Raw genomic sequence first — 25,296 nt, 5'->3', positions numbered from 1 at the left:
TGCCTTCCCGTCGTCGTCGCGCATGCGGCATTTCCCTGACAGTCTCCGGCCACAAGCCGAACACTGTCGCGGCCAAGGGTCGTTTCAATGGAAGACATCCTCTACTTCCTGCAGCAGGTCATCAATGGCCTGACCATCGGCAGTACCTATGCCTTGATCGCCATCGGCTACACGATGGTCTACGGCATCATCGGCATGATCAATTTCGCCCACGGCGAGATCTACATGATCGGCACCTACGTGACCTTCATCGTCATCGCGGCGCTGGGCATGCTGGGCATCGCCAACCCCTTCTTTCTGATGGCGGCCGCCTTGCTGGTGGCGGTGCTGGTGTCCTGTGCCTACGGTTTCGCCGTGGAGCGGGTGGCCTATCGCCCGGTGCGAGGCTCCAAGCGTCTGATCGCGCTGATCTCGGCGATCGGCATGTCGATCTTCCTGCAGAATTACATGCGTCTGGCCCAGGGCTCGCGGGACATGGCGATCTCCAGCCTGATTCCGGGCGGCTGGGAGTTCGGGCTGGAAAGCTTCGCGGTCAATCTGTCCTACATGCAGGTGATCATCTTCAGCGTCACGCTGGTGTGCATGCTGCTGCTGTCGTCCTTCATCTCGCGCTCGCGCCTGGGGCGTGCCTGTCGTGCCTGCTCCCAAGATGCCGGCATGGCGCGTCTGCTGGGCATCAATACCGACATGATCATCTCGATGACCTTCGTGATCGGGGCGGCGCTTGCCGCTGTGGCGGGACTGCTGCTCGGCATGTACTACGGCGTGGTCAATCCCTACATCGGCTTCCTGGCCGGGCTCAAGGCGTTCACGGCGGCGGTGCTCGGCGGTATCGGCAGTATCCCCGGCGCGATGCTGGGTGGCCTGCTGCTGGGCGTCGCGGAGGCGCTGACCGGCGGCTATCTGTCCACGGAATACAAGGACGTGGTGGCCTTCGGACTGCTGATCCTGATTCTGCTGTTCCGTCCCTCCGGGATTCTCGGCAAGCCCGAAGTGGAGAAGATCTGATGCCCAAGCTTGCGAAACAGACTCTGAAGACAGCGGGCACCTCGCCCGCCGAGACGATTCCGCCACAGCCCTCCTATCGTCGTCCCTGGTGGTCGGCACTTGCGGCCGCCGTGTTGACTCTCGTGCTGGGTGGCTCGGTACTGGGGGTTCAGCTCGAGTCCACCGGTATCACCACCACGGTGCGCTTGATGGGCATGGACACCTGGGGCTGGTTGCTGGCCGCGTCACTGGCCGTCTTCCTGCACCAGCTGGTGCGTCCACAGATCGAGGAATGGCGTGCGCGTACCCGCAAGCCATCACGTTTCCGCGTCCCCGACGTGATGAGCGGTCAGAAGCGTCAGCTGTGGATCATGCTGGCCATCGGTGCGCTGCTGATCTTCCCGTTTCTGTCCAACCGCTCGGCGGTGGATCTCGCGACCCTGACGCTGATCTACATCATGCTGGGCCTGGGGCTAAACGTGGTGGTGGGTCTCGCGGGACTGTTGGATCTCGGTTACGTGGGCTTCTATGCGGTCGGTGCCTATACCTACGCACTGCTCAATAGCTACCTGGGCTTCAGCTTCTGGGAAGCGCTGCCCATCGCGGGGTTGATGACGGCGCTGTTCGGCTATCTGCTCGGCTTCCCCGTGCTGCGGCTGCGGGGTGACTACCTGGCCATCGTGACGCTGGGCTTCGGCGAGATCATCCGTATCCTGCTCAACAACTGGACGGAGCTGACCGGCGGCCCGAATGGCATCGCGCGCATACCCAAGCCGACCTTCTTCAATCTCGAGTTCTCGCGGCGAGCCGATGAGGGCAACATCGCCTTCCATGAGTTCTTCGGCATCGACTACGACCCGGCCTTCAAGGTCATCTATCTGTACCTGCTGGCCTTGATCCTGGTGCTGATCACGCTGTTCGTGATCTATCGGCTGCTGCGCATGCCCATCGGGCGGGCGTGGGAGGCGCTGCGCGAGGATGACATCGCCTGCCGTTCACTGGGCATGAATCCCACCGGCATCAAGCTCTCGGCCTTCACGATCGGGGCGAGTTTCGCGGGCTTCGCCGGTGCCTTCTTCGCCGCGCGTCAGGGCTTCATCAGTCCCGAGTCCTTCACCTTCATCGAGTCGGCGATCATTCTCGCCATCGTGGTGCTGGGCGGAATGGGCTCGCAGCTGGGCGTCATCCTGGCGGCGATCGCCATGACGCTGTTGCCGGAGCTGGCCCGTGAGTTCAATGAATATCGCATGTTGCTGTTCGGGCTGATGATGGTGCTGATGATGGTGTGGCGTCCTCAAGGCCTGGTGCCGCTCAAACGACCGCAGATGGAGCTCGACCGTGGCTGACGCACATGACAAGCAAGCATTCGACAATGAGGCGCCAGCCGCTTCCTCACACCGCCAGGCGCGCGCCGAGGGCCGGGCACCGCTGCTGGATGTACGTGATCTCACCATGCAGTTCGGTGGCCTCAAGGCCGTGGACGGCGTGACGCTTCAGGTACATCCGGGCGAGGTGGTGTCGGTCATCGGGCCGAATGGTGCGGGCAAGACCACCGTCTTCAACTGCATTTCCGGCTTCTATCAGCCCACCGGCGGCGAGGTGTATTTCCAGAATCGCGCCATGCATCGCCTGCCGGGGTACCGGATCGCCCAGGCTGGCATGGTACGCACCTTCCAGAACGTGCGGCTGTTCAAGGAGATGACGGTCATCGAGAACCTGCTGGTGGCGCAGCACATGCACGCCGAACGCAATCTCCTCAAGGGCCTGTTCAAGACGCCGGGCTATCGTCGCAGTGAAAAGGCGCTGATGCAGCATGCCGGTGACTGGCTGGAGCGTGTCGGTCTGCTCGAATTCGCCAATCGCGAGGCCGGCAATCTGGCCTATGGGCAGCAGCGGCGACTCGAGATCGCGCGATGCATGGTGGCCAGGCCACGGCTGCTGATGCTGGATGAGCCGGCGGCCGGCCTCAACCCCAACGAGACCCGGGATCTCGATGATCTGATCGTCAGCCTGACCCGCGATGAGGGCATCTCGGTGCTGTTGATCGAGCACGACATGAGTCTGGTGATGGGAATCTCGGATCACATCTACGTGGTCAATCAGGGTCAGCCGCTGGCGGATGGCTGCCCGGATGACATTCGACGCAACGATGCCGTGATCAAGGCCTATCTGGGGGAGGAATGAGCATGAGTGAGCATGTTGATGCAGTCATGCCAGAGACCGTGCCTGCCAGCGAGGCACTCGCGCCGCAGGATGCCATGCTGGCGCTCGAGCATCTGACGACACATTACGGGCCGGTGCAGGCGCTCAATGATGTTTCGCTGGCTGTAGGGCAGGGCGAGATCGTGACGTTGATCGGTGCTAACGGCGCCGGCAAGACGACGCTTTTGATGTCAATCTGTGGCGATCCGCGTCCGACCAGCGGGCGGGTGTGGTTCGAGGGCGAGGAGATCACCGGCACACCCACGGCGCGCGTGATGCGCGGTGGGCTGTCGGTGGTGCCCGAAGGTCGCCGCATCTTCACCGGCATGACGGTGGAGGAGAATCTCGCCATGGGCGGCTATTACCAGAGCAAGGAGGAGAACGAACGCAGCATCGAGCATGTGCTGGGGCTCTTCCCGCGCCTCAAGGAGCGCTTCCATCAGCGCGGCGGCACCATGTCCGGTGGCGAGCAGCAGATGTTGGCCATCGGGCGTGCCTTGATGAGTCGGCCGCGACTGTTGTTGCTCGATGAGCCTTCGCTGGGACTGGCGCCCATCGTGATCGGGCAGATCTTCGAGATCGTCGAGCAGCTGCGCGAGCAGGGCACCACCATCTTCCTGGTGGAGCAGAATGCCCATCGCGCCTTGTCGATCGCCGATCGCGGTTATGTGCTGGAACACGGTCGCGTGGTGCTGGCGGACAGCGGCAAGGCGCTGCTGGCCAATGACGAGGTCCGCCGCGCCTATCTTGGCGGCTGAGAGGTCTGGCACGTGATTCGCTGTCGCGTCTCACCGGAGGAAGGCAATGCAACAGAACGCGCCCCTGTCACTGAACTCTCGGTGGCAGGGGCGCTTTCTTGAGGACGCGATGCAGGGTGCGAGCCAGGGGGCGGGTAAAAGTGGCGTGAATGGCTTACGCCGAGAGAGGTGTCACGAATTCTTCCGGAGCATAGGCGACGCCGTCATGGATACGATAATGATCGGTAGGGCCGGAGACCTGGCAATTGCTGACGCAGGCCTGGCTGGCGGGAAGCTGGCGCAGCGGATAGCGCACACCGGATTGACACAGTTCCAGCATCTTCTTGAGCGCGCTGCGTTCACAGTAGCCACACAGGCACTCGAGGGCGTTGTCGAGGCAGTCCTCTTCGCTCATGCCTGCCCCATAGATGCGCTTGTCATCACAGACGACGAATCCGAGCGCGCCGGGGGATATGGCGGGTGTTGTCATGTCTGCTGCCATATCAGGTACTGCACTGAGAATGTTATCAGCCATGATGAACCTCATTGGAATGGGGATTCCGGCGTCTCCTCGCCAGTCGCAAGCGTGTGGATCCATGACCCTCTCTGGTCATGTCTGTACCCAGAGTAGACGGCCGTTGGCAAAGTGCCATGCAACACCGCTCCAGGTGTCAGGGAAGTGTCGATGCTGCGGCAGCAATGTGACAGATGAATGACGATTGGATGACGGAAATTCCCCGGTTCACCGGGCCTGACAGGGCGTCGATTGGCGATAGCGCATGTTGAGGGCCAGCAGGATCGCGGCGCTTTCCGCATCAAACTGGCCACTGATGGCCCCGGGGCGAAAGTGCGCCTGGAACGCGGCGATCGCCATCCAGGGCCGCTCGGCCTCCACTGGATAACCATAGTGGGCGAGTGCCGCGATCAAGGTCTTCTCCGCGGGCAGTCCATCGCTGGCCATCTGTCGTCGAAAGCAGCTGACGTCGGCATCCCGTGGCCAGGCCCCGATGCCGGCTTCATGCAGACGGCGCCAGGGGAAGCGCGGGCCCGGGTCGGTCTTGCGGTCCGGGGCGATGTCGGAGTGTCCGACGACATCCACCGCCTTGATGTCATGGCGGCGCACAATGGGGGAGGCCAGCGCGATCAAGGCCGCGATCTGCTGTTCATTCCAGGCCGCGAAGTGGCGATCAGGGGACCAGCGCCTTGCCACGCCGGAAGCTCGGGTCTCCGTCTGCCCGGGTGCCAGGGGCGTGAGCGCCTCGGGCCCGGCATTGACCATCTCGATGCCGATGGAGGTGTCGTTGAGGTGGCCGCGTTCACCCCACTGGCTGATGCCGGCGTGCCAGGCGCGGCGGTTCTCTGACACCAGCGGGTAAACGCGGGGAAGCGCTTCGCCATCTGCAGGTGCCGAGAGCAGGTAATGCGCGCTGACGTCAGCGCCGGTGAGGCTGATCAGAGAGCCTGTGAGATCATCATCGGTGTAATGCAGTACCAGGTGGCGCACGCGAGAATTGCTTTGACTCTCGGTGCTGGCCTCCATCCGCTGATAGCTCCCCGAGGCCTCGTCAGTGTCCGACCGGGAATGCTGCATGCAGCCCGACAGCAGCGTCAGCGAGGCTATCGTCAAGCAGGTGAGAGGGCGAAACGCATTGAAGCCTGATGTCATGAGTCGCTCGTGAGGGGAAGTGGCAGTGAAGAGGTGGCAGTGAATCGGGGGTCATCGCGCGGGGCATGATGGCAGTCTCCACGCCCGTCATTTGCGCTGGATGGGCTGGGATGTCCTGACATGCGGGTTGCAGGATTCGCTCTGCCGCCGCGTGCTCGCTTGAGGTATAATCCCGGCCACCTGACCCGGCGCCCGCCCCATGGTGGCGCGATTTCTGTCCCTGACAACAGTAATCGGCCTGACGCCCTGGGCGCCAGTGTGCCTGTCTTTTCCATCGCTTGCCCTTGAGGAGCCGATCCTGATGACCGTGATCCGCCAGGATGACCTGATCCAGAGCGTCGCCGACGCGCTGCAGTACATCTCCTACTACCATCCGAAGGACTTCATCGACGCCATGAACGCGGCGTACGAGCGTGAAGAGAATCCGGCCGCCAAGGATGCCATCGCGCAGATTCTGATCAACTCCCGGATGTGTGCCCTGGGTCATCGTCCCATCTGTCAGGACACCGGTATCGTCACCGTTTTCGTCCATGTCGGCATGAACGTGCGTTTCGAGGCCGAGATGAGCCTGGATGACATGGTCAACGAAGGCGTCCGCCGCGCCTATCTGCTGCCGGACAACGTGCTGCGCGCCTCCGTGCTGGCAGACCCGGACGGCAAGCGTGCCAACACCAAGGACAACACGCCGGCCATCATCCACCACAAGCTGGTGCCGGGGGATACCGTCGAGATCCACGTCGCGGCCAAGGGCGGCGGCAGCGAAGCCAAGTCCAAGTTCGCGATGCTCAACCCCTCCGACTCCGTGGTCGACTGGGTGCTGGAACAGATTCCGAAGATGGGCGCTGGCTGGTGTCCGCCCGGCATGCTGGGCATCGGCATCGGCGGTACCGCCGAGAAGGCGATGCAGCTGGCCAAGGAATCCCTGCTCGAGCCGATCGATATCCAGGAACTGCAGAAGCGTGGTGCCTCCAACCGCGCCGAAGAGATCCGTCTCGAGCTGTTCGAGAAGGTCAACGCGACGGGTGTCGGCGCACAGGGCCTCGGCGGTCTGACCACCGTGCTCGACATCAAGGTCATGGATTACCCGACCCACGCGGCCAACAAGCCGGTGGCGATCATCCCGAACTGCGCGGCGACCCGTCACGTGCACTTCACTCTGGATGGCAGCGGCGCGGCAGAGCTGCCGGCACCCAAGCTCGAGGACTGGCCGGAAATCACCCGTGAAGCGGGCGACAGCGTCAAGCGCGTCAACCTCGACACCGTGACGCCCGAGGAAGTGCAGAGCTGGCAGCCGGGCGACACCCTGCTGCTCAACGGCAAGCTGCTGACCGGCCGTGATGCGGCCCACAAGCGCATGACCGAGATGCTGGCACGGGGTGAGCAGCTGCCGGTGGATCTGAAAGGTCGCTTCATCTACTACGTCGGCCCGGTCGATCCGATCCGTGACGAAGTCGTCGGTCCGGCTGGCCCGACCACCGCGACCCGCATGGACAAGTTCACGCGTACGCTGCTGGAAGAGACCGGCCTGTTGGGCATGGTCGGCAAGGCCGAGCGTGGCCCGACCGCGATCGACGCCATCCGTGACAACAAGTCCAGCTACCTGATGGCGGTCGGCGGCGCCGCCTACCTGGTCGCCCAGGCGATCAAGAAGTCCCGCGTGCTGGCGTTTGAAGACCTGGGGATGGAAGCGATCTACGAATTCGAGGTCGAGGACATGCCGGTCACCGTGGCGGTCGATAGTGCAGGTGTCTCCGTGCACCAGACCGGCCCGGCCAAGTGGAAGGAAATCATCGCCAGCCGCGCCTGAAGGCCGTCTGCGTGATGTGCACGTCATGTCCGTGAGGGCATGAGCCAGGAACCCCGCCCGTGTCATGACATCGGCGGGGTTCTGCGCATCTGGACTCTGCCACGCCGAGGCATCGTTGCCAGCGCAGCTGTGGCATAATCTGGCGACCCTGACGCCTGCAATGGAGCTGCAATGACCGCCTGGTTACTTGGCTTTCTGCTGTTGAGCAGTCACATTCTGGGTGCGATGACCGCCGTCATGGCCCTGATGTCCAGTCGTACCTCACAGGGTGCGATTGCCTGGATTCTGTGTCTGCTGACCTTCCCCTACGTCGCCCTGCCGCTTTACTGGGTATTCGGGCGTCCCCGTTTCTATGGCTATGTCAGTGCCCGCGAGGAGCGTGACTCGACGATGCGACGCGTCTTGATGCGTTTTCGTCCCAAACTCTCCCCCTGGCTCTCGCGTCCGCTGGGCGGCAACCCCACGCACCTGGATGCCATCGAACGTCTGGCGATGATGCCGGTGACCACCGGCAATCGCGCCAAGCTGTTGATCAATGGCGAGAAGACGTTCGATGCCCTGTTCGCGGCCATCAAGGCGGCCGAGGATTACATCCTCATCCAGTTCTTCATCGTGCGGAATGATGAGCTCGGTGTACGGCTCAAGCAGGCTCTGATGAAGCGTGCCGAACGTGGCGTGCGGGTCTGTTTCCTGTATGACGAGATCGGCTCGCGCAAGCTGCCGGATGGGTACCTCAATGATCTGCTGGAATCCGGCTGCGAGGTGAGTGCCTTCAACTCTTCGCGGGGCTGGCGGCACCGCTTCCAGATCAACTTCCGCAATCACCGCAAGATCACCGTCATCGACGGCCGAGTGGGCTTTGTCGGCGGACTGAATGTGGGCAATGAGTATCTGGGCCATTCCGAGCGCTACGGCGCCTGGCGCGATACTCACCTCAAGCTGGAAGGACCCAGCGTGATGGGGCTGCAGGAGGCCTTCTGGGAGGACTGGCACTGGGCGACTGGCGAGGTGCTGTCGCTGGAGTGGGAGCCGCGCATCAGCTGTGAAGAATGTCAGCACGTGGTGATCGTGCCCTCCGGCCCGGCGGACCGTCGCGAGACGGCCAGTCTGCTGGTTCAGCAGGCCATCCACTCCTCGGTCAGCCGCATATGGATCACCAGCCCCTATTTCGTGCCGGACCAGGGCGTGCAGGATGCCTTGAAGCTGGCAGCATTGAGAGGCGTGGACGTGCGGGTGATGATCCCCGAACGTCCCGATCATCTGCTGGTGTTCCTGTCGGCCTTCTCGTTCCTCTCCGACATGATTCGCTCGGGCGTGCGCGTCTTCCGCTATCAGCCGGGCTTTCTGCATCAGAAGGTGATGTTGATGGACAGTCACACGGCGACCATCGGGACGGTCAACCTCGACAATCGCTCCTTCCGTCTGAACTTCGAGGTCACCGCCTTTGTGCCGGATCACCAGTTCGCGGCAGAGGTGGAGGCCATGCTCGAGGAAGACTTCCGTCATTGTCGCGAGATCAGCTGCGAGGAGCTGGAGGCGCGGCCCATGTGGCGCAAGCTGGTGTCGCGGGCGGCCTATCTGCTGGCCCCGATCCAGTGACCCCGCGCACTGCATGAACCTGCCGCCTGCCGAGTTGAACGAAACTCACTCGGCAGGTCTTGTCATTCGTGGCCATTGCAGGCATCTTCTCGCTATAACTGATCGCCTGTTTATTTCTTTTTGGAATAAACTGAGAGCCTGGATACTTCTCTCGCCATGCATTGGAGAGGGCATCCAGGACGGCGGCTTCATGATTCCGCGCTGAGACCTGCCATGACCGTTCAAGACCCTCACGCCAGCCAGGCACCTTCCATCGAGTATCAATTCCGGGATGACGCCGATGTCATTGCCTTCGCACGCCAGCATGTCGGCGATCAGTTGCCTGCCTTCACTATGGCCAGTGACCTGCTGGTCGAGGAGATCGGCGATGGCAACATCAACTATGTCTATCGCGTCTGCACGCCGGACCGCTCAACCTCGGTGATCGTCAAACAGGGGCTGCCCTGGGTGCGCATCATCGGCGAAAGCTGGCCGCTGTCGCTGGTGCGGGTGCGCATCGAGGCCGAGACGCTGCAGTTCGAGGCCGAGTGCGCGCCTGAACTGGTGCCGGCGCTCTATCACTTCGAGGAAGCCCGCTCGGCGATCGTGATGGAAGATATCGGCGATCACCGCAATCTGCGACACGCCTTCCTGGAGCGTGCGTCACTGCCGCAGCTGGGTCAGCAGATGGGGCATTTTCTGGCCACGACGCTCTATCGCAGCAGTGATCTGGCACTCGATGCCCACGACAAGAAGGCGCGCGTCGCACGCTTCACCAATCCCGATCAATGCAAGATCACCGAAGACCTGTTCTTCGTGGACCCTTTCTGCGATCACGAGCGCAACAGCATCAATCCGGCGCTGCGCAGCGATGCCGAAGCCCTGTGGCAGGACGCGGCACTCAAAGTGGAAGTGGCGGAGCTCAAGCAGCGCTTCCTGTCCACACCCGAGGCGCTGCTGCATGGCGACCTGCATGCGGGATCGATCTTCGTGCGTGAAGACAGCACCAAGGTCATCGACCCGGAATTCGGCTTCTTCGGTCCGGCGGGCTTCGATATCGGCAGCTGGCTGGCGGCGCTGTGGCTTGCAGCCTGCGCGCATACCGAACTCGAGGGCGACAGGCGTGACTACGTGGCGCAGTTGCGTGCCCAGGCGGTCGCCAGTTGGGAAAGCTTTGCCCGCGAGTATCGTGAGCAGGCCGCCCACACGTCGGATGCTAGCTTCGCGGCACCCGGGGTGGCGGAACGATTGCTGAGCCGTATCCTGCGTGATGCGTTGGGTTATGCGGGCTGTGAGTTGATTCGTCGCACCATCGGGCTTGCGCACGTGCTGGAGCTTGAGTCGATTAACGATGATGCCGTGCGGGCGCGTGCCGAGCGCCGTGCTCTGGCACTCGGGCGTGAGCTCATCCTTGCGCGTGAGTCGCTGGAAGACCTCGCGGCGGCGGATGGCGTGGTCGCACGTCTGCTGGGGTGAGGCATGCAGCGTCAGGGCTTTGACGCTCGTCGCAAGCGTTGCGGCGCCGGCTAGGGTAGACTCTGCGCTTTCATCGCCACGCAGACAGGCTTGTCTTGGCTGCGTGGGTCGCTGGCGGGAGATGTCCTGCCGAGCATCCGCTTTTCAATAAGAGACTTTCATGGCCCTGTCTTCCACGCCTTACAAGGTTGATCTCTCGCTGACCGACCTTGATCGTGGTGTCTACGAGACCCTGCGTTTTACCGTTGCCCGTCACCCCTCTGAAACCGAGCTGCGTCTGTGTGTTCGCCTGTTGGGCCATGCGCTGTGGTACAGCGAGAACATCGCATTCGGGCGTGGTCTGTCGGACGTCGATGAACCGGCGCTGTGGGAGAAGAGCTTGGATGGCCGCGTGCTGCACTGGATCGAGGTGGGCCAGCCGGATGCCGAGCGCCTGACCTGGTGTTCACGGCGCACCGAGCGCACCTCGCTGCTCGCCTACGGTAGCCTGCGCGTCTGGGAAACCAAGGTGGTGCCGGCAGTGGCTGGACTGTCCAATCTGAGCATTGCCGCGGTTCCTGAGGGCGCACTGGACGCCATCACCGAATCCCTGCCACGCAACATCAAGTGGACCATGATGATCTCCGAGGGCACCATCTTCATCACCGATGACAATGGTCAGCACGAGATCAATCTGGAGTGGCTGAAAGGGGAGCGCTGAGGGACATGCCGTTCGCGGCATTGGCTGACTGCCCCTGAACCTTCAGGTCAGATACCACGAGACAGCCCCCGCAAATCTTGATTTGCGGGGGCTGTCTCGTAGAGGGCGAATCGTAGAGGGCGAATCGTGTCGAACGGCTCGCAACGCAGGCAAGTCTGACTGCCGGAGAACCTGGCCTCACACCATGCTGATGTCGTGATCGACGATGAGTTGATCACGGCCGCTGGCCTTGGCGTGGTAGAGCGCCACGTCGCTGCGTTGCACCCAGCTGCTGAGGGTATCCGGATGGCGCCGTTCACTGGCCCCGGTACTGAAGCGGATCACGCCGTGGGCCAGGGGAGACGCCTCACAGCTTTCACGCAACTGGCGATCGAATTCTCGGGCCACGGCAAGATTGCCCGGCAGCAGGATCATGAATTCCTCTCCCCCATAACGACCGGCCTTGCCTGAGTATTCTCGGCTCAACGTCTGGATGTGCATCGAGAAGTGCGCCAGGACCTGGTCGCCGTAGGGGTGGCCGTGGGCATCATTGATCTGCTTGAAGTGGTCCAGATCACAGATCAGCAGACAGCTGATGTCGCGTTCGCTGAGGTGGTGTTCGGCGTGTTCATGGATCGTGCGGTGATTGTAGAGTCCGGTCAGACTGTCCAGTCGGCTCAGGCGTTCAAGCTTCTTTGCATAGGCGCGAGCCAGATCACGCTCCTCTCGAATGCGCTTGGCATAACCGGCGATCACGAGGCTCAGCAGTCCGAACGCCAGGGTATAGCTGACCCCCATGTCCAGGCTGCGCATCGCGGTACTCGCATAGGAGGAGACCAGTTGCGGGTTGGCCATCTCCCCCCACAGCAGAATCCAAGGCATCAGCATCAGGCCGCTGATGATGACGCCACGACGCAGACGGTCCGGCGGGAGAACCCCCAGCACGTAAGCGGCGGCCATAAGATAGAACAGCAGCGTCGGGCCCGAGGCGCCGTGATTGAAGACCCAGTTGCCCGGCAGCATCACGAAGGTCACCAGCGTGCAGAACAGCCAGGACATGCGGCTGAACTCCCCGTGGAAACGTGAGCGATACCACATCACCATGACCATCAGACTGATGACGGCAAGCGCCACGCTGTAGGCGGGGACCGTCAGCTCCATCAGATAGTTGAAGACAGCGGAAAACAGGCCGATCAGGACGGCGGATACCAGAAACCCGTGGTGCAGAATCTGTCGTGCGGAGCCATTCTCGCCAACCAACCAGCGCCAGCTGGTGCCTACCATTTTTGCAAGACGAGTCATGGTACCTCGACGGTCATTGGGCCAGTCGGATGCTTCAGGCATCGGCTGATGATGAAGGCTCATGTGACGTTGGTCGTTGTTCAGTGTCAGCCTACTCGAGGAAAGCCGTTTCCGGTTTCACTGTGCCCCAACGTTTCTCGCCTATGCGGGGGGCGTGACTCACCATCGTCTCAGGGGCCGCCTGTCCTCGATGATAGGCGGCAGGGCAGCAGTGGCCCGGCGACAGGCTCGGCTTTTATGAGATAGTCCTCATGCTGTCTGGACGATACTGCCAATGGCTGGCCGATGCATCTTTTCTCTTATGGCTGCCTGTCCGAGGCTATTTCCACGGCGTATAGCGATAGCTGTCCGGGTCCGAGGGGTCAGGCTTATCCGACTCGGTAAGTGCCACGAGGGTGTTGCCGTCATCATCTTCTTCCACTTTCGTGACGGTGACGGGGAAGTTGGGTGACAGGGCGTCCAGTGCCGGCCAGTCACCTTTCTGTATCGTGTTGCCCGTTTGCGGCGTGCTACTGGCACTGACCTTGATCGGGTCGCCGCTGACGGTTTGCCCGTTCTTCAGGTGCGTCGTGAGAGTGAAATGAACGTTCGCCATGTCATCCTTCCTATCAAGTGGTACTGATGGGGTCATGACTAGAACATGGTTCGTCCCATGGGAGAATTCAATCTTTTCCGGAGCGCCACGGGTCGCGGGTCACGCGCTTGCGCGACGAATGACAAGAAATGTTCATATCGGGCTTTTCTTTTTGAGATCAATGCGGTACATTACGTCTCGTCTTGAGGGGGAAGCCTTTCAAGGACGAAGTCGGGACGTGGCGCAGCTTGGTAGCGCGCTGCAATGGGGTTGCAGAGGTCGCAGGTTCGAATCCTGTCGTCCCGACCAGAATTGAAAAGAAAAGGCCACCCGGTTCACTCGGGTGGCCTTTTCTTTTGGGCGGTATTTCTCACGCCGTTCCTTCCGCGAATGCGGCATCTCTGCATGCCGGTCACCCCTGTGACCTCGTCACGAAAGTCCAGTCAGCTTTTCCTGCACTCATTTGCGATGGCGTGTTGTCGATAGTCCATTGTCGATTGTCTAACGTCAGAGGCCTCCAATCACTTGATGTCTAGAGGCGCTGATCGTCGTCGCTTGTTACCGATTGTCGCCATTTTCCTTTGCATTACCTCACTCTCGTGAATGAAAACGGTTAACACTTACATGGAGAGTCGGTTCAACCCGGAGCGCTCCATCCTCAAGGAAAGCCTGGGGGATGGCTACGTGGCAAGGACCTGTGCGGCGGAAGCCCCCAACTTCCTGTTCGAGGTACATCAGGGACAGGATTTCGTGCTGGGGATAGAGGTCGCGGGGGCACGCAGTGCCGAATTCCTGTCGATAATCACGGAGGATTACGTCTATCAGCATCCCAGCAGCGAGCCGAAGACGCTGGCGGAGTATCTCAAGAGTCGTGCGCAGCACCCGATCCGACGCAGGAAGCGTCAGGTCGAGGTATCCCCAGTGGCGTACTCTGGCTGAGAGTGCGTGCCTCAGACGTGCACATGGGAATTGCGGTACAGGCAGGATGACTCGATGCCGGGGCAGCGGTATCGAGGCGGGGCTGACACAGCCGTTCCGGCTCAGGCAGAGCGCCTGCGCCAATGTCTTGCAGCCTGCGCCAGTGACGCGCAGATCACGCATGACACCAGCGGCAGGGCCACGTCCAGGCAGGAGTCCCAGTTCCAGTGGTACAGCAGGCCATGATCCCAGGCGACTGCCTTGGGGCCACCCCCCTTGTACTCGTGCTGGGCAATTTCCCGGCCCAGAAAGATGGCGACCGCAATGGCGCCAGACGACCACAGCGTGAAGACTGGCCAGAGCATCAGCTGGATGATCACGGCGATGACGGCGTGCTCGAGAGCGCTTGTCCAGATGTCCGCCGTCAACATGTCTCAACTCCCTCCAGAATGTCTCGGCCATTTCCAGACGCCCAGCGTCAGCAGTGCATCGAATCGCGCGTGGCGATCAATCACGCGTAGCCCAGCACCCGTTGCAATCGTGCGGCATTGTCGGCGACCCATTGGGCATTGATTGGCCCCCAGTCCCGAATCACGTAATGACCAATGTTGTGACGTTGACCTTCCGCATGCTGGAATTCACAGACAATCTCGAGTTCGGCAAGTGCCGAGATGGTGTCCTGGGCGGTGCGCCTCGGCATGCCGGTGGCCTCGATGATGTCCGGCACGCTGGCGATCTCGTGGGCGATGAGATGCGCCACGAACAGGCGACGATAGAAGCTGGTCTGGGTCTTGCTGAGAACGGTGTCGGACATGCAGGCTCCGCTGTCGAGGAAATCATGAAAGTCGATAAGGAGCGGCGGGGGCGATTGCCCGCCCGCCGGGAGGTCAGTGACTGAGCGTGTAGTCGATGGTGGTGACGACCCTGACCTGCTTGATATCGGGGGTATAGCTGTCGAGGTCCGAGATCGAGAAGTAGCCCTGGCTTGCATGCTTGATATGCCCCACCTGGCTGCCGGAATCCTCGGCGAACTGTTGCGCGGCACGTCGTGCATCCGCGGTGGCAGCCGCGATCATCTCCGGCTTGAGAGCGGCAAGCCCCGTGAACAGGAATTCGGTGCGGTAGGCATAGTCCGCCGACAGCAGAATGCCTTCACGCACCAGCTCGCCGGTACGGGAGGCGCTCTGCTTGACGAGGTCCACCTCGGGCGAGCGCACCAGTACCGTGGCCTCGGCGCGGTAGCGCTCGTCAGGGCGCTGTGCGTTGTAGCTGTTGGCATGCAGGTCGGTTACCTGCGGTGACGTCACGCTGATCTGCTCGGACGGGAAGCCGCGTGCGGTGAGAAAGTCGCGAATCTTGCGTTCATCATCAGCCAGCGCTTCGTGCAGGTCGGACAGGTGGTTGGCATTGACGCTGAAATGCAGTGGCCAGAGAGCCAGGTCTGCCTTGACGTCCCGCTCTGCCAGGCCCTTGACCGTCACCACCCGGTTGGACGCCTCCCAGACCTGTGCCGCTTCCTTGAGATAGCTGCCACTCCAGACCATCCCCACGGCCAGCAGGCCGCCCAATACCAGTGAGCTTGCGAGAGTGCGCATGTCACATCTTCCTTGAGAGGTGGAAGGCCCGTTGCCGAGCCTGTCTGATCAAGCCTCGAGCCTGCCGATCAGCGCTGAGTGTGTCGATCCGCCATGGGCGCCGGATCAGTCCTGAACCTTGCCGCGCATCGCCTTGATCTTGCCCTTGCGAGTCTTGCTGTCGACCCGCCGCCGTTTGGCGCCCTTGCTGGGGCGAGTGGCGCGGCGTGCCTTCTGTACCTTGACGGCATCGAGGACCAGCGCCTTGAGGCGTGCCAGAGCATCTTCCTTGTTGAGTTCAAGGGTGCGGTGGCTCTGGGCCTTGATGATGATGATGCCGTCCTTGCTGATGCGTTGATCCGACAACTGCATCAGGCGTTCCTTGTAGAACGAAGGCAGGGTGGAGCGTTGCACGTCAAACCGCAGGTGGACGGCTGACGCCACCTTGTTGACGTTCTGGCCGCCATTGCCCTGAGCACGAATCTGGGTGAGGTCGATTTCCCAATCCGCCAGTGTCACCGAACTGGAGATGGTCAACATGGCTTATCTCCTTGTCGTGGGGAGCCGCATCGAATCTGTCGCGGCCGTGGGGTCATGTTACCGCAATCAACGTCGGGCTTCAGAATCGCCCGAGAGTCGGCCGGCAGAGTCAGCCGAGAGGGGAATATCCTCGTCTGGCACAATCTGGTTGCGAAGATATCACGGCAGGCGACACTCACTCCGCCTTCTCGGGCATGTATCTGGTACGCTGTTGCGTAGTGAGGCAGGAGTCGCTGACCGCCGGGCGGCTGATAGCCGGCCTCTGCATCCACGTGAGTCTTTCTCGTGTCAGGCGCTCTTCTCGAGCGTGCTTCCCAGTCCCCGCGACGTCAAGGCATCGGGTCGTGGCCTTCGAGACGTTCATCCGTAGGGTCATGGACATGCGGGATGTCTGGCCTCAGTTCAACCTCTTGCGCAGCGTTCACTCATGGATATTCCGCATCAACGCCTCGTCTATTTTCAGGTCACCATTGAAGCGGGGTCGATCCGGCAGGCTGCCGCTCGACTGGATATCGCGCCGTCAGCGGTCAGTCGCCAGATCGGATTGCTGGAAGAGGCGATGGCCGCCACGCTCATCGAGCGAACCCGTGATGGCGTACAGCCGACACGAGTGGGCGAGATGCTGCTGGACTACATTCAGCAGCGCGAGCAGCTGGATCAAAGCTTCGGTGAGCGTCTGGATGCCTACCAGCGGCTGGAAACCGGCGAGATTCGCCTGATCATCGGCGAAGGCTTCGTGGGCGATCTCGTCAACATCCCCCTGCGCGCCTTCCGATCCCAGTACCCGGGGATCACCCTCAAGGTCAATACCGGCAGCATGCAGAGCATCATCGACCGTGTGGTCGAGGATGAGGCGGATATCGGCCTGATGTACCACGAACGCGTGCACCCTCAATTGCGCTTCTGGCATTCAAGCCCACAACCGCTGGTGGCGATGATGTCCCCAGAGCATCCGCTGGCGGCGGTGAACCATGCGCTGACCCTGGAAGAGGTGGCAGCGCATCCCATGGCGTTGTGGGGCCCCACCCATGGAGTGCGTCAGCTGATGGATGACGGCTTTCGTGACGCGGGCGTACGTCCCCACATGGTGATGCAGACCAATTCCATGGAAGTGCTCAAGCAGGCCGCACGCTCGGAGCTGTGCATCACGCTGCTGCCGGCCTTCGCGGCTGCGCGCGAGCTGGAGGAGGGCGTATTGATCGCTCGTGATGTGGAATGCAGCGCCTTTCGCCAGGCACGCGCCCACATCATCACGCGGATCGGACGGCGCATGCCACGGGCCAGTCTGCAGCTTCTGCGCCACCTGGAGCGCTGGATCACGGCCTTCAGTGGCCCCCGTCAGGAGTAGGCCTGTCGGGGGTGAAGGCTAGACGCGTCAGCCCGCGATGGGGGTGGGCTCAGGCTTTCTCGGCAGGCGACCGGGAGCCATCCGTCACCCTGCCCGGCGCCGAGGCATCGCGTTCTGATGAGCGAGGCGCTCCGGCGTCGGTCGGCGCGCTCGGGGCATCGGCGGCAGGTGATGAGGTGTGACGCAGTTGAGCGGGAATATCGCTGAGCCAGCGATCACACAGATGATGGATGTCATCCTCATCCGCCGGGCACAGTTCGGGTGGTTGCCAGCGATCGAAGACCGCCTTCATCAGCCCGGAAGGCAGCTTGAGAGTGGTCACGTAGCTGCGCGCCAGGCGCAGGTCGCGGCGCAGGGCACCGGTGGAGATACCGGAATCATAATCTCCCGGCAGCACCCAGCGCGGGAAATTCACCTCGCTGACGGCGCTGCGGCCGGCCCCCAGATTGATGGCATCGATGCAGGCGTGAGGCCGCACCCCGGCGCGATAGGCCATCGCGATCGCCTCTGCCGTGGTGATGAGATGGGCGGCGTGGAGATAGTCATTGGCCAGCACGGCCGCATGCCCACAGCCGGCATCCCCGACGTGCAGGTGGCGGGTAGCGATGGCCTCGAGCAGGGGCGTCATGCGTTGCACGGTGGCGTCATCACCGCCGACCAGCAGCGTGAGATGGCCTTCGCTCTCATCGCGAGGGTCGCGACTGGAAGCCGCTTCCAGCCAGTGATGGCCAGCCAGCCGGGTCTGCACGGCCAGCTCACGGCTGATGTTCACATCGCCCCGGCAGAGATCGACGATGACACTGCCCGGCGGTGCCAGTCGCAGCAGGCCTTCCTTGCCGGTCAGTACCTTCTGCACCTGTTGGGAGGTTGCCAGCGCCAGCAGGTAGACCTCGCTGGTGAATCGCTCACGCGGCCGTGCATGCGTATCGAACCACCGCTCGGCCTCGCTCTTCTCATGAGGCGCGTGGCAGCGTTGCTCCACCGTGGCGGTCGCAGCGCCCGCCGTCTCGGCCGTCACCTTGTCCGTCACTTGGTCTGCCACTTCGCCCGCCACCTCAAACCCTGCCCTTGAGAGCGCCGTACGGCTCCGTGCGCCAATGGCTTCCCTGCCGATCACGCTGATTTTCATGTCGCTCCTTCCTCACCAGAGTCATGACACTGTGTAGATTGCGATGGTCCTTGATCAAGTTCAACGCCGCGCCTGGCGACGTCATCCGCATCGCGCTTGCCGCCAAGGGCATGTGGCCATCAATCGCGCGTCAGCAACTCGCGCACCAGTGACGTCCAATAGCTGACCCCGATGGGGGTGGCAGCATCGTTGAAGTCGTAGTTGGGATTGTGCAGTGAGGCACTGTCCTCGCCGTTGCCCAGCCAGATATAGGCGCCGGGGCACTCCTGCAGCAGATAGGCGAAGTCTTCCGAGGCCATGGAGGGCGGCAGATCGCGATGGACCTTCTGGATGCCGGGCAGTTGCGCCAGTACATTGGCACAGCGTTCGGCGTGTCCCGGGGTATTGAGGGTCGCCGGGTAGCGTGGCTGATAATCGAACTCGACCTTGAGGCCATGGAAGGTCGCCATGGCATCGACGGCATCATGGAAGCGCTGCTGCAGGTGCGCCCGCAGTGCCGGGTCGAAACAGCGCAGCGTGCCACGCAGCTCGACCACTTCCGGCATCACGTTGAAGGCATCGCCGGCATGGAACTGGGTGATGCTGAGAATCGCGGTCTTGTGGGCCGGCGTCTCACGGCTGATCAGCCCCTGAAGCTGGGTCACCAGCTGGCAGGCCGCCAGGATGGTGTCCTTGCCCAGATGCGGCATGGCCGCATGACAGCCATGACCGCTCAAGGTCAGGGTGAAGACATCGAAGGCCGCCATCACCGCCTCGTCATGCACAGCGGCTTCGCCCAGCGCCAGTCCCGGCCAGTTGTGCAGGCCGTAGATGGCCTCCATCGGGAACTGCTCGAACAGGCCATCCTCGACCATGCGGCGTCCGCCGCCTTCGTTTTCCTCGGCGGGCTGGAACACGAACACCACGCGCCCGGCGAAGTCAGGATCACGCGCGAGCATGCAGGCCGCGCCCAGCAGCATGGTGGTATGGCCATCGTGGCCACAGGCATGCATCTTGCCGGGTGTGTGCGAGCAATGTGAGACGGCGTTGGCCTCGGTGACATCCAGCGCGTCCATGTCGGCACGCAGACCGATGGTACGTCCCGGCCCCAGATTGCCATCCAGTACCGCCACCACGCCGGTCTCGGCAAGTCCGGTGGTGACCTCGAGACCCGCCGCACGCAGGATCTCGGCGACGCGCGCCGAGGTGCGGTGCTCCTCGAAGGCCGTCTCGGGATGCTGATGAAACTCATGACGCCAGCTGCGCAGCAGTGCCTCGTCGATGTTCTCGGGTAGTTGCATGCTGAATTCCTGTGGAAACCGGCACCCTGGAGTGCCGGCTTGAATGGGTTGAGAGGGGTGAAGCAACGTGCGAAGCCCGTGTGATCAGAGCAGTGCCTGCGCCACGACCGCCGAGCCGATATAGGTGCCAGTGAAGACCAGCAGCGAGATGATCACCAGCTTCCAGCCTGCCTGGCGGAACATGCTGAACTCGCGCTTGCTCAGCGCCAGACCCGCGTAGCCGAGCACCGGCGTGACGATGGCGAGGAAGTTGACGAAGCTCAGCTGCTCGGTGATCCAGCCGCTGCCCGGGAACCATGGCAGTGTCATCACGATGCTGACCAGCGACACCCAGGCGATGGCCGGCAGATAGAAGGGCATCAGGCGAGCGACGCCAAGGCCGAGCATGGTCATCACGTAGAGGATCAGCATGCCGGGGGCGGCGTCGATCAGGCTGGCACCGTTGATGGTGTTGACCACCCAGCCGACCACGCAGACCGCCGCGACCACCAGCGCCGTCTTGCCCAGCTGGTTCTCCGGGCGATCTTCGGCCAGCGCCTCGGAGGCAAGCTTGGCTTCCTCGTCATTCATGGCGCCATTGTCACCGGCCCGCTTGCGGCTGAAGAAGGTGAACAGACGCTCGGCGACCGGCAGGGCGATGAACAGGGACACGTAGAGGCCGGTGGCATAGGTCAGCAGGTTGCTGGCGCCGGCAAAGGCCAGCAGCTCCTCGCCCATCTCCGGCAGGGCACCGGCGATGGCGCCGGAACATGCCGCCACCATGCTGCCGCTGCCGACACCACATGCCATGGCCAGCGCACGCGGGTCGAAGATGTCCAGCGAGGTCAGGTAGCCCGCCATCAGCGCGAACCACAGGGTGCCGAACATGGTACCCACGACATAGACGCCCATCACGCCGACACCTTCCGGGCCCTTGAGGCCGTATTTGTCGGAGATGATCGCGATATTGGGTTCCCGCGCGATGGAGTAGGTCGCGCCGATCGCCTCACGGCCCATCTTGAGTACCACGACCGCGATCGGCATCGCGATCAGCATGGTGCCCAGATTGCCCAGCTCCTGCAGGATCAGCGCCGGACCTGCCGAGATCAGTTGCTCGATGGCCGGGCCGATGGTGGAGCCGAAGCGGGCGATGAACGGCATGATCGACAGCAGGATGACCGGCCCTGCCGCCGCGCTGATCACCGGCGGGATGACGCGTTTCGTGCCGCTGAACAGGTGCGGATTGCACAGTACGGCCGCAATGAAGGCATAGAACAGGGGCAACAGCAGCAGGGTGCCGGGGCCGAGAGGGAACTTGAGGATACCGATCAGTTCGGCGCCGAGAGATAGCACCACGACCAGCAGATGCAACCGCCAGTCCAGGAGTTGAGCGAGGGGCATGTGGGACTCCGCTTGTTATTGTAGTGACTGCTTGTGTAGTAATTTCTTGTGTAAGAACTGCTTGAATAGCAACGACTTGTGAGGCGCCTTCTTGTCCAGTGCGCGCTTGTGTCGTGACGACGTCTCAGACACGGGCACCGCCTCGGGGAGACCCCGAGCCTGTCGCCCTCTGGTGGAGCGATCAGCGGGTTTCAGTATTGTCACGAGCGGCGCGCTAAAGAAACATGATAGGTGTGCGAATAAATAGAGCATGCTGGCGGACGGCGATGGGCAGAGAAGGCTCTTCTCATACGAGGACACTCCGCACAGGGCGGGGTGTCGGATGGTGCAGTCGCAGTGCGACAGGGCTCAGTCGTCCGTGATCACGCGCAGCAGCTCATGGCAGGCACCGAGGCTGTGATAGTCACACTTGGCGCCGGGCGAGCTCTTGAGATCATCGAAGCGCTGGTTGTCGGCATTCAGCAGGCGATACCAGGCGCCGTAGCGATGGTCGATGAAGTGCTGCCAGGCGTAGCCCCACAGGCGTTCATACCACTCGCCGTAGTGCGACTCGCCGGTGGCCTCGTTCAGCAGCGCTGCGGCCACCAGACTTTCGGCCTGCACCCAGAAGTACTTCTCGTCGTCGCAAATGGTGCCATCCGGCGCGAAGCCGTAGTAGAGCCCACCACGTTCGCCGTCCCAGGCCAGATCCATCGCCGTATCGAACAGACGCTTCGCGGTCGGCAGCAGCCAGTCGTCATCGCGGTGACGCTTGAGCATCAGCAGCAGCTTGGCCCATTCGGTCAGGTGGCCCGGCTGGAAGCTCCAGGGACGATAGAGGTTCTTGGGGTCGTCGCGGTTGTAGTCCCAGTCGACGTTCCAGTCGCGATCGTAATGCTCCCAGATCAGGCCATCGGCCTTGGCGGCCTGACGCTGGCAGATATTGCGGGCCAGGGTCATGGCCCGCTCCAGATAGCGTTCGTCATTCGTGGCTTCAAAGGCGGCCAGCATGGCTTCACAGGCGTGCATGTTGGCGTTCTGGCCACGGTAGTCGGACAGTGTCTGCCAGTCGGCACTGGCTTCATCGGCGTATAGACCGTGATGCTCCGACCAGAAATGCTGCTCCATCAGGGCGTGGGTCTCGTCCAGCCAGCCGCGGGCCTCCTCGATACCGGCGCGCCAGGCCGTCGCGTAGGCCAGCATCACGAACGCCAGTCCGTAGCACTGGTTGGTATGATCCGCCTCGCCTTGCTCGCTCAGCGACCACAGGTAACCACCGGTCTGCGGATCGAGATGAACCTCGCGCAGATAATCGATGCCATGACGGGTCGCGGCCAGACACGCCTGGTCACCGGTGCGCAGATATTCCATCGCGAAGTTGAAGATCATCCGCGTGCTGCTGACCAGATGACGCGCTGCGGGTGCATACACACTGCCGTCATCACGATACGCCTGGAAGTAGCCGCCGCGTTCCTGATCCACCGCGCGCGGCAGATAGAAGTCCATGATCGAGCGGATATGCGTGTCCAGAAAGCCGCGGCTGGCGCACGTTGCCGGCTTGGGCGGCACAGCCTGCCGTGTCAGCGGTGCCTTCTGCGGCGCCTGCGCCAGTGGAGAGGCTTGTTGAGGCTGTTGCTGAGAAGTTTGCTGAGAGGCGTGCTGAGTCATCAGGAGACCTCCTCGACGCCGGACGCCGCCTTACTGGCGGTGAAGCTCTCCAGCGGGTTGAGCCAGTAGAGGTCCATCGCTGCCGTCCAGGAGAAGTCGCGACCGCCACAGCCTTCGCCGGTCACCGAATTGAAGTATTCATAGTAGCCTGCCGCCGCGATGCACTGCTGGCTGGCCTGCTTGATCCGGTCGGCCTCGCGGGACATGCCATATTCCTCACAGCCGATGGCCAGCATCCAGTTGATGTGCAGCCAGCTCGGCCCGCGCCAGTAGCGCTTGGGTTCGAAGCGGGTGCTGGCCGGGTGGGTGGAGGCGACACCGAAGGGCGCCTGTTCCAGCCAGTCCTCGAGCAGGCCGCCCATGCGCTGCGCCTGGGCACCGCTGGCGACCCCGGCGAACAGCGGCAGGATACCGGCGGTGGTGACGTGCTCCAGCAGCACGTTGGCGCGCGCATCGCGGCTCAGGAAGCAGCCCAGCTCATCGTTCCACAGCGCCTGCACGCCTTCCTCGGTGCGCGCCAGCGACTGCTTGAGGCTGTAAAGCGCCTCGCCGTGGGTGTTGACCAGGCCAAGCCCGGCGGCATCCTCTTCGCACAGCGCGATCAGGTCGCGCGTGCCACGGTGCAGGATGGAGATCAGGCTGATGTCCTCGACTCGGTACGGGCAGTCGCGATACAGCACCTCGGCGTCGTGCTCGTTCTGCTGGAAGAACTTCACCAGATAGATGTAACGGTCATATTCGTACTTGTGCGGGCGCTCGGACGGATCGACCAGCCCCGTATCGCGGCGCACGTATTCGGCATCGACCGGCGGCACGCCAGCCAGCGGGCCATCCCACTGGGGGCTGTTGTCCATGCCGGACTCCCAGGGGTGATAGCTGCACACGCGGCCGGTATGTTCCGGATCACGGTCGCGGTAGAACCACAGGTGATAGCGGATGACGCCAGGCAGGGTGGCGGCCAGTTTCTCCTCGGCAAGCCGGCGGTCACGGCCTTCCTCGAACAGCAGCTTCATGACGCTGGCCAGCACCGGTGGCTGGGAGATGGCGCTGGTCGCCGGGCTGCGCTTAACGCCCCAGACTTCCGGCCCCGGGAAGTAGGTTTCCGCGTCACCGTGGAAGACGATGTGCGGCACCATGCCGTTGTCCCACTGGCCTTCCAGCAGACGCTCGATCTCACGCCAGGCGCGTGCCTCGTCACCGGCGGCCAGCCAGCCCAGCGCGGTGATGGCGGCATCCCAGTTCCACTGGAAGGGGTAGAGGCCACGCGTGGGGACGGTGTAGCCGCCCAGGTCGTTGAGCTTGAGAACGTCGTGAGCGCTGAGCGCGTCGAGCTTGGCATTCATGTAAGTCGGCTCCGTTCGGGATGACAGGTTCGAAATCAAAGGTTCTGGATCAAAGGTTCGCAATCAAAGGCTCGGGTCGAAAGGGATCAACACGCCTCACGCCGACATCAGCTGGCCGCTGTGGTCATAGAAGCGCATCTTCTCGGCCAGCGGCCGGATGTGGATGTCACTGCCATTGGCGATCTCCAGGTCACTCGGTACGTTGACGCGCAGCATCTCGTCCCCGAAGCGAGCAGTCAGCTGCTTGTGGGAGCCCAGCAGCTCCGTGACCAGCACACGGACCGGCGCGAAGTCCTCGGTGGGCTCGAAACGCACCTCGAAGTCCTCGGGGCGGATACCGCACCTGTGGATCTGGCTGGTGGCCGGGGCGGCCTGGTGCCAGCGCGCATCCGGGGCGATGAAGTTCATCGGTGGATTGCCGATGAAACTGCCGACGAATTCGGTCGCCGGGTAGTGGTAGATCTCGGAGGGCGGCGCGTACTGCTCGATCTGGCCCCCCTTCATGACCGCGATGCGGTCGGCCAGGCTCATGGCCTCGACCTGATCATGGGTCACGTAGATGGTGGTGGTGTCGGAGGCGGCGAGGATGGTCTTGAGCTCGGCGCGCATCTCCAGGCGTAGCAGCGCATCCAGATTCGAGAGCGGCTCATCCATCAGCAGCACTTCCGGTTCCATCGCCAGGGCACGCGCGACCGCGACCCGCTGACGCTGACCGCCGGAGAGCTGGCCGGAGTAATGATCCAGACGGTCCTCGATGTGCATCAGCTCGGCGGTTTCCTTCACCTTGCGCTGGATGTGCGCCTCGCTGTCCTTGCGCACGCGCAGGCCGAAGGCGATGTTCTCCGCCACCGTCATGTGCGGGAAGACGGCGTAGTTCTGGAACACCATCGCGATGCGGCGATCCCGCGGTGCCAGTGAGGTGATCTCACGCTCGCCGATGCGGATCGAGCCGCTGCTCTCGTACTCCAGCCCCGCGATGATGCGCAGCAGGGTGGACTTGCCGCAGCCGGACGGGCCGAGCAGCACGGTGAATTCCTTGTCACGGATCTCGAGATCGATGGACTTGAGGATTTCCTGCTTGCCGAACTGCTTGCGTACGGCACTGATCTGGATGGCTGACATGGTCGGA

At 62.6% G+C, this 25,296-nt stretch carries 24 protein-coding genes and 1 tRNA gene; 11 read left to right on the top strand and 14 right to left on the bottom strand.

The genetic code is table 11. The annotated features are described in order from the left end of the window. Positions 1-87: 87 nt before the first annotated feature. The 4 genes from livH (at position 88) to AC26AR_RS08585 (ending at position 3,947) form a co-directional block, all read left to right on the top strand. A complete protein-coding gene (gene livH, locus AC26AR_RS08600) occupies positions 88-1,008 on the top strand; it encodes a high-affinity branched-chain amino acid ABC transporter permease LivH (RefSeq protein WP_043336883.1) in 921 nt (306 codons plus the stop codon). After that, positions 1,008-2,333, top strand: a complete 1,326-nt coding sequence (locus AC26AR_RS08595) for a high-affinity branched-chain amino acid ABC transporter permease LivM (protein WP_077375907.1) — start codon at positions 1,008-1,010, stop codon at positions 2,331-2,333. The genes livH and AC26AR_RS08595 overlap by 1 nt, the downstream gene beginning before the upstream one ends. Positions 2,334-2,415: 82 nt before the next feature. Then, positions 2,416-3,171, top strand: coding sequence for a high-affinity branched-chain amino acid ABC transporter ATP-binding protein LivG (gene livG / locus AC26AR_RS08590; protein ID WP_084209691.1), 756 nt, complete (start codon positions 2,416-2,418; stop codon positions 3,169-3,171). A 74-nt stretch (positions 3,172-3,245) separates the two neighbouring features. Next, complete coding sequence (locus tag AC26AR_RS08585; RefSeq protein ID WP_084209692.1) at positions 3,246-3,947, top strand: ABC transporter ATP-binding protein; 702 nt, start codon at positions 3,246-3,248, stop codon at positions 3,945-3,947. A 154-nt stretch (positions 3,948-4,101) separates the two neighbouring features. Here the strand turns inward: AC26AR_RS08585 and AC26AR_RS08580 are convergent, their stop codons facing one another. Both AC26AR_RS08580 and AC26AR_RS08575 read right to left on the bottom strand, forming a co-directional pair. Continuing rightward, positions 4,102-4,416, bottom strand: coding sequence for a hypothetical protein (locus AC26AR_RS08580; RefSeq protein ID WP_479398852.1), 315 nt, complete (start codon positions 4,414-4,416; stop codon positions 4,102-4,104). Between the two features lie 252 nt (positions 4,417-4,668). Continuing rightward, positions 4,669-5,592 carry an N-acetylmuramoyl-L-alanine amidase gene (locus tag AC26AR_RS08575; protein WP_404627078.1) on the bottom strand — a complete coding sequence of 308 codons (924 nt, stop codon included), beginning with the start codon at positions 5,590-5,592 and terminating at the stop codon, positions 4,669-4,671. Between the two features lie 301 nt (positions 5,593-5,893). Here AC26AR_RS08575 and AC26AR_RS08570 point away from each other — a divergent pair, with 301 nt between their 5' ends. The 4 genes from AC26AR_RS08570 to AC26AR_RS08555 all read left to right on the top strand — a co-directional run bounded on the left by AC26AR_RS08570 (position 5,894) and on the right by AC26AR_RS08555 (position 11,153). Next, positions 5,894-7,399, top strand: coding sequence for a fumarate hydratase (locus tag AC26AR_RS08570; protein WP_077375915.1), 1,506 nt, complete (start codon positions 5,894-5,896; stop codon positions 7,397-7,399). Between the two features lie 171 nt (positions 7,400-7,570). Beyond that, a complete protein-coding gene (gene cls, locus AC26AR_RS08565) occupies positions 7,571-8,998 on the top strand; it encodes a cardiolipin synthase (RefSeq protein ID WP_488106739.1) in 1,428 nt (475 codons plus the stop codon). A 213-nt stretch (positions 8,999-9,211) separates the two neighbouring features. Continuing rightward, positions 9,212-10,453, top strand: coding sequence for an S-methyl-5-thioribose kinase (gene mtnK, locus AC26AR_RS08560; RefSeq protein WP_488106738.1), 1,242 nt, complete (start codon positions 9,212-9,214; stop codon positions 10,451-10,453). A 160-nt stretch (positions 10,454-10,613) separates the two neighbouring features. Next, on the top strand, positions 10,614-11,153 hold the full coding sequence (locus tag AC26AR_RS08555; protein ID WP_077375924.1) for a YaeQ family protein: 540 nt from the start codon (positions 10,614-10,616) through the stop codon (positions 11,151-11,153). Between the two features lie 177 nt (positions 11,154-11,330). Here the strand turns inward: AC26AR_RS08555 and AC26AR_RS08550 are convergent, their stop codons facing one another. Then, positions 11,331-12,434 carry a GGDEF domain-containing protein gene (locus AC26AR_RS08550; protein WP_488106737.1) on the bottom strand — a complete coding sequence of 368 codons (1,104 nt, stop codon included), beginning with the start codon at positions 12,432-12,434 and terminating at the stop codon, positions 11,331-11,333. A gap of 319 nt (positions 12,435-12,753) precedes the next feature. After that, complete coding sequence (locus tag AC26AR_RS08545) at positions 12,754-13,029, bottom strand: hypothetical protein (protein WP_084208554.1); 276 nt, start codon at positions 13,027-13,029, stop codon at positions 12,754-12,756. 211 nt (positions 13,030-13,240) lie between these two features. On the opposite strand from AC26AR_RS08545, the gene AC26AR_RS08540 reads away from it, so the two are divergent. Together AC26AR_RS08540 and AC26AR_RS08535 are read left to right on the top strand one after the other, a co-directional pair. After that, positions 13,241-13,317: transfer RNA gene (locus AC26AR_RS08540), tRNA-Pro, on the top strand. 315 nt (positions 13,318-13,632) lie between these two features. Continuing rightward, positions 13,633-13,947, top strand: coding sequence for a hypothetical protein (locus AC26AR_RS08535; protein WP_488106736.1), 315 nt, complete (start codon positions 13,633-13,635; stop codon positions 13,945-13,947). Between the two features lie 101 nt (positions 13,948-14,048). Here AC26AR_RS08535 and AC26AR_RS08530 read toward each other — a convergent pair whose 3' ends face one another. The 4 genes from AC26AR_RS08530 to arfB form a co-directional block, all read right to left on the bottom strand. Then, entirely contained in the window at positions 14,049-14,357 is a 309-nt protein-coding gene (locus AC26AR_RS08530) for a hypothetical protein (RefSeq protein ID WP_488106735.1), read from the bottom strand. A gap of 80 nt (positions 14,358-14,437) precedes the next feature. Next, positions 14,438-14,740: a winged helix-turn-helix domain-containing protein gene (locus AC26AR_RS08525; RefSeq protein ID WP_077375943.1), complete on the bottom strand. Its 303-nt coding sequence runs from the start codon at positions 14,738-14,740 to the stop codon at positions 14,438-14,440. A gap of 73 nt (positions 14,741-14,813) precedes the next feature. Then, the gene (locus AC26AR_RS08520; RefSeq protein WP_176494013.1) at positions 14,814-15,521 is read right to left on the bottom strand and encodes an SIMPL domain-containing protein; all 708 of its coding nucleotides are present in this window, start codon (positions 15,519-15,521) and stop codon (positions 14,814-14,816) included. A gap of 105 nt (positions 15,522-15,626) precedes the next feature. Next, the gene (gene arfB / locus AC26AR_RS08515) at positions 15,627-16,040 is read right to left on the bottom strand and encodes an alternative ribosome rescue aminoacyl-tRNA hydrolase ArfB (protein ID WP_404627068.1); all 414 of its coding nucleotides are present in this window, start codon (positions 16,038-16,040) and stop codon (positions 15,627-15,629) included. Between the two features lie 427 nt (positions 16,041-16,467). Here arfB and AC26AR_RS08510 point away from each other — a divergent pair, with 427 nt between their 5' ends. Continuing rightward, positions 16,468-17,388: a LysR family transcriptional regulator gene (locus tag AC26AR_RS08510; RefSeq protein WP_077375953.1), complete on the top strand. Its 921-nt coding sequence runs from the start codon at positions 16,468-16,470 to the stop codon at positions 17,386-17,388. Positions 17,389-17,437: 49 nt separating this feature from the next. Here the strand turns inward: AC26AR_RS08510 and AC26AR_RS08505 are convergent, their stop codons facing one another. From AC26AR_RS08505 to AC26AR_RS08480, 6 genes are all read right to left on the bottom strand, one after another. Beyond that, the gene (locus tag AC26AR_RS08505; protein ID WP_488106734.1) at positions 17,438-18,517 is read right to left on the bottom strand and encodes an NAD(P)-dependent oxidoreductase; all 1,080 of its coding nucleotides are present in this window, start codon (positions 18,515-18,517) and stop codon (positions 17,438-17,440) included. Between the two features lie 119 nt (positions 18,518-18,636). Next, complete coding sequence (locus AC26AR_RS08500; protein ID WP_084208563.1) at positions 18,637-19,797, bottom strand: M20 aminoacylase family protein; 1,161 nt, start codon at positions 19,795-19,797, stop codon at positions 18,637-18,639. An 84-nt stretch (positions 19,798-19,881) separates the two neighbouring features. Further along, complete coding sequence (locus AC26AR_RS08495) at positions 19,882-21,177, bottom strand: DUF3100 domain-containing protein (RefSeq protein ID WP_488107870.1); 1,296 nt, start codon at positions 21,175-21,177, stop codon at positions 19,882-19,884. A gap of 348 nt (positions 21,178-21,525) precedes the next feature. Beyond that, on the bottom strand, positions 21,526-22,824 hold the full coding sequence (locus tag AC26AR_RS08490; protein WP_488107869.1) for an AGE family epimerase/isomerase: 1,299 nt from the start codon (positions 22,822-22,824) through the stop codon (positions 21,526-21,528). Then, entirely contained in the window at positions 22,824-24,167 is a 1,344-nt protein-coding gene (locus AC26AR_RS08485) for an MGH1-like glycoside hydrolase domain-containing protein (protein WP_191237094.1), read from the bottom strand. Before AC26AR_RS08485 ends, AC26AR_RS08490 begins: the two co-directional genes overlap by 1 nt. A gap of 96 nt (positions 24,168-24,263) precedes the next feature. Then, positions 24,264-25,289, bottom strand: a complete 1,026-nt coding sequence (locus tag AC26AR_RS08480) for an ABC transporter ATP-binding protein (RefSeq protein ID WP_271302489.1) — start codon at positions 25,287-25,289, stop codon at positions 24,264-24,266. Between the last annotated feature and the right edge of the window lie 7 nt (positions 25,290-25,296).

This window comes from Cobetia sp. PS-4MA (assembly GCF_057670765.1).
This window is presented reverse-complemented; position numbering and strand designations above follow the sequence as displayed.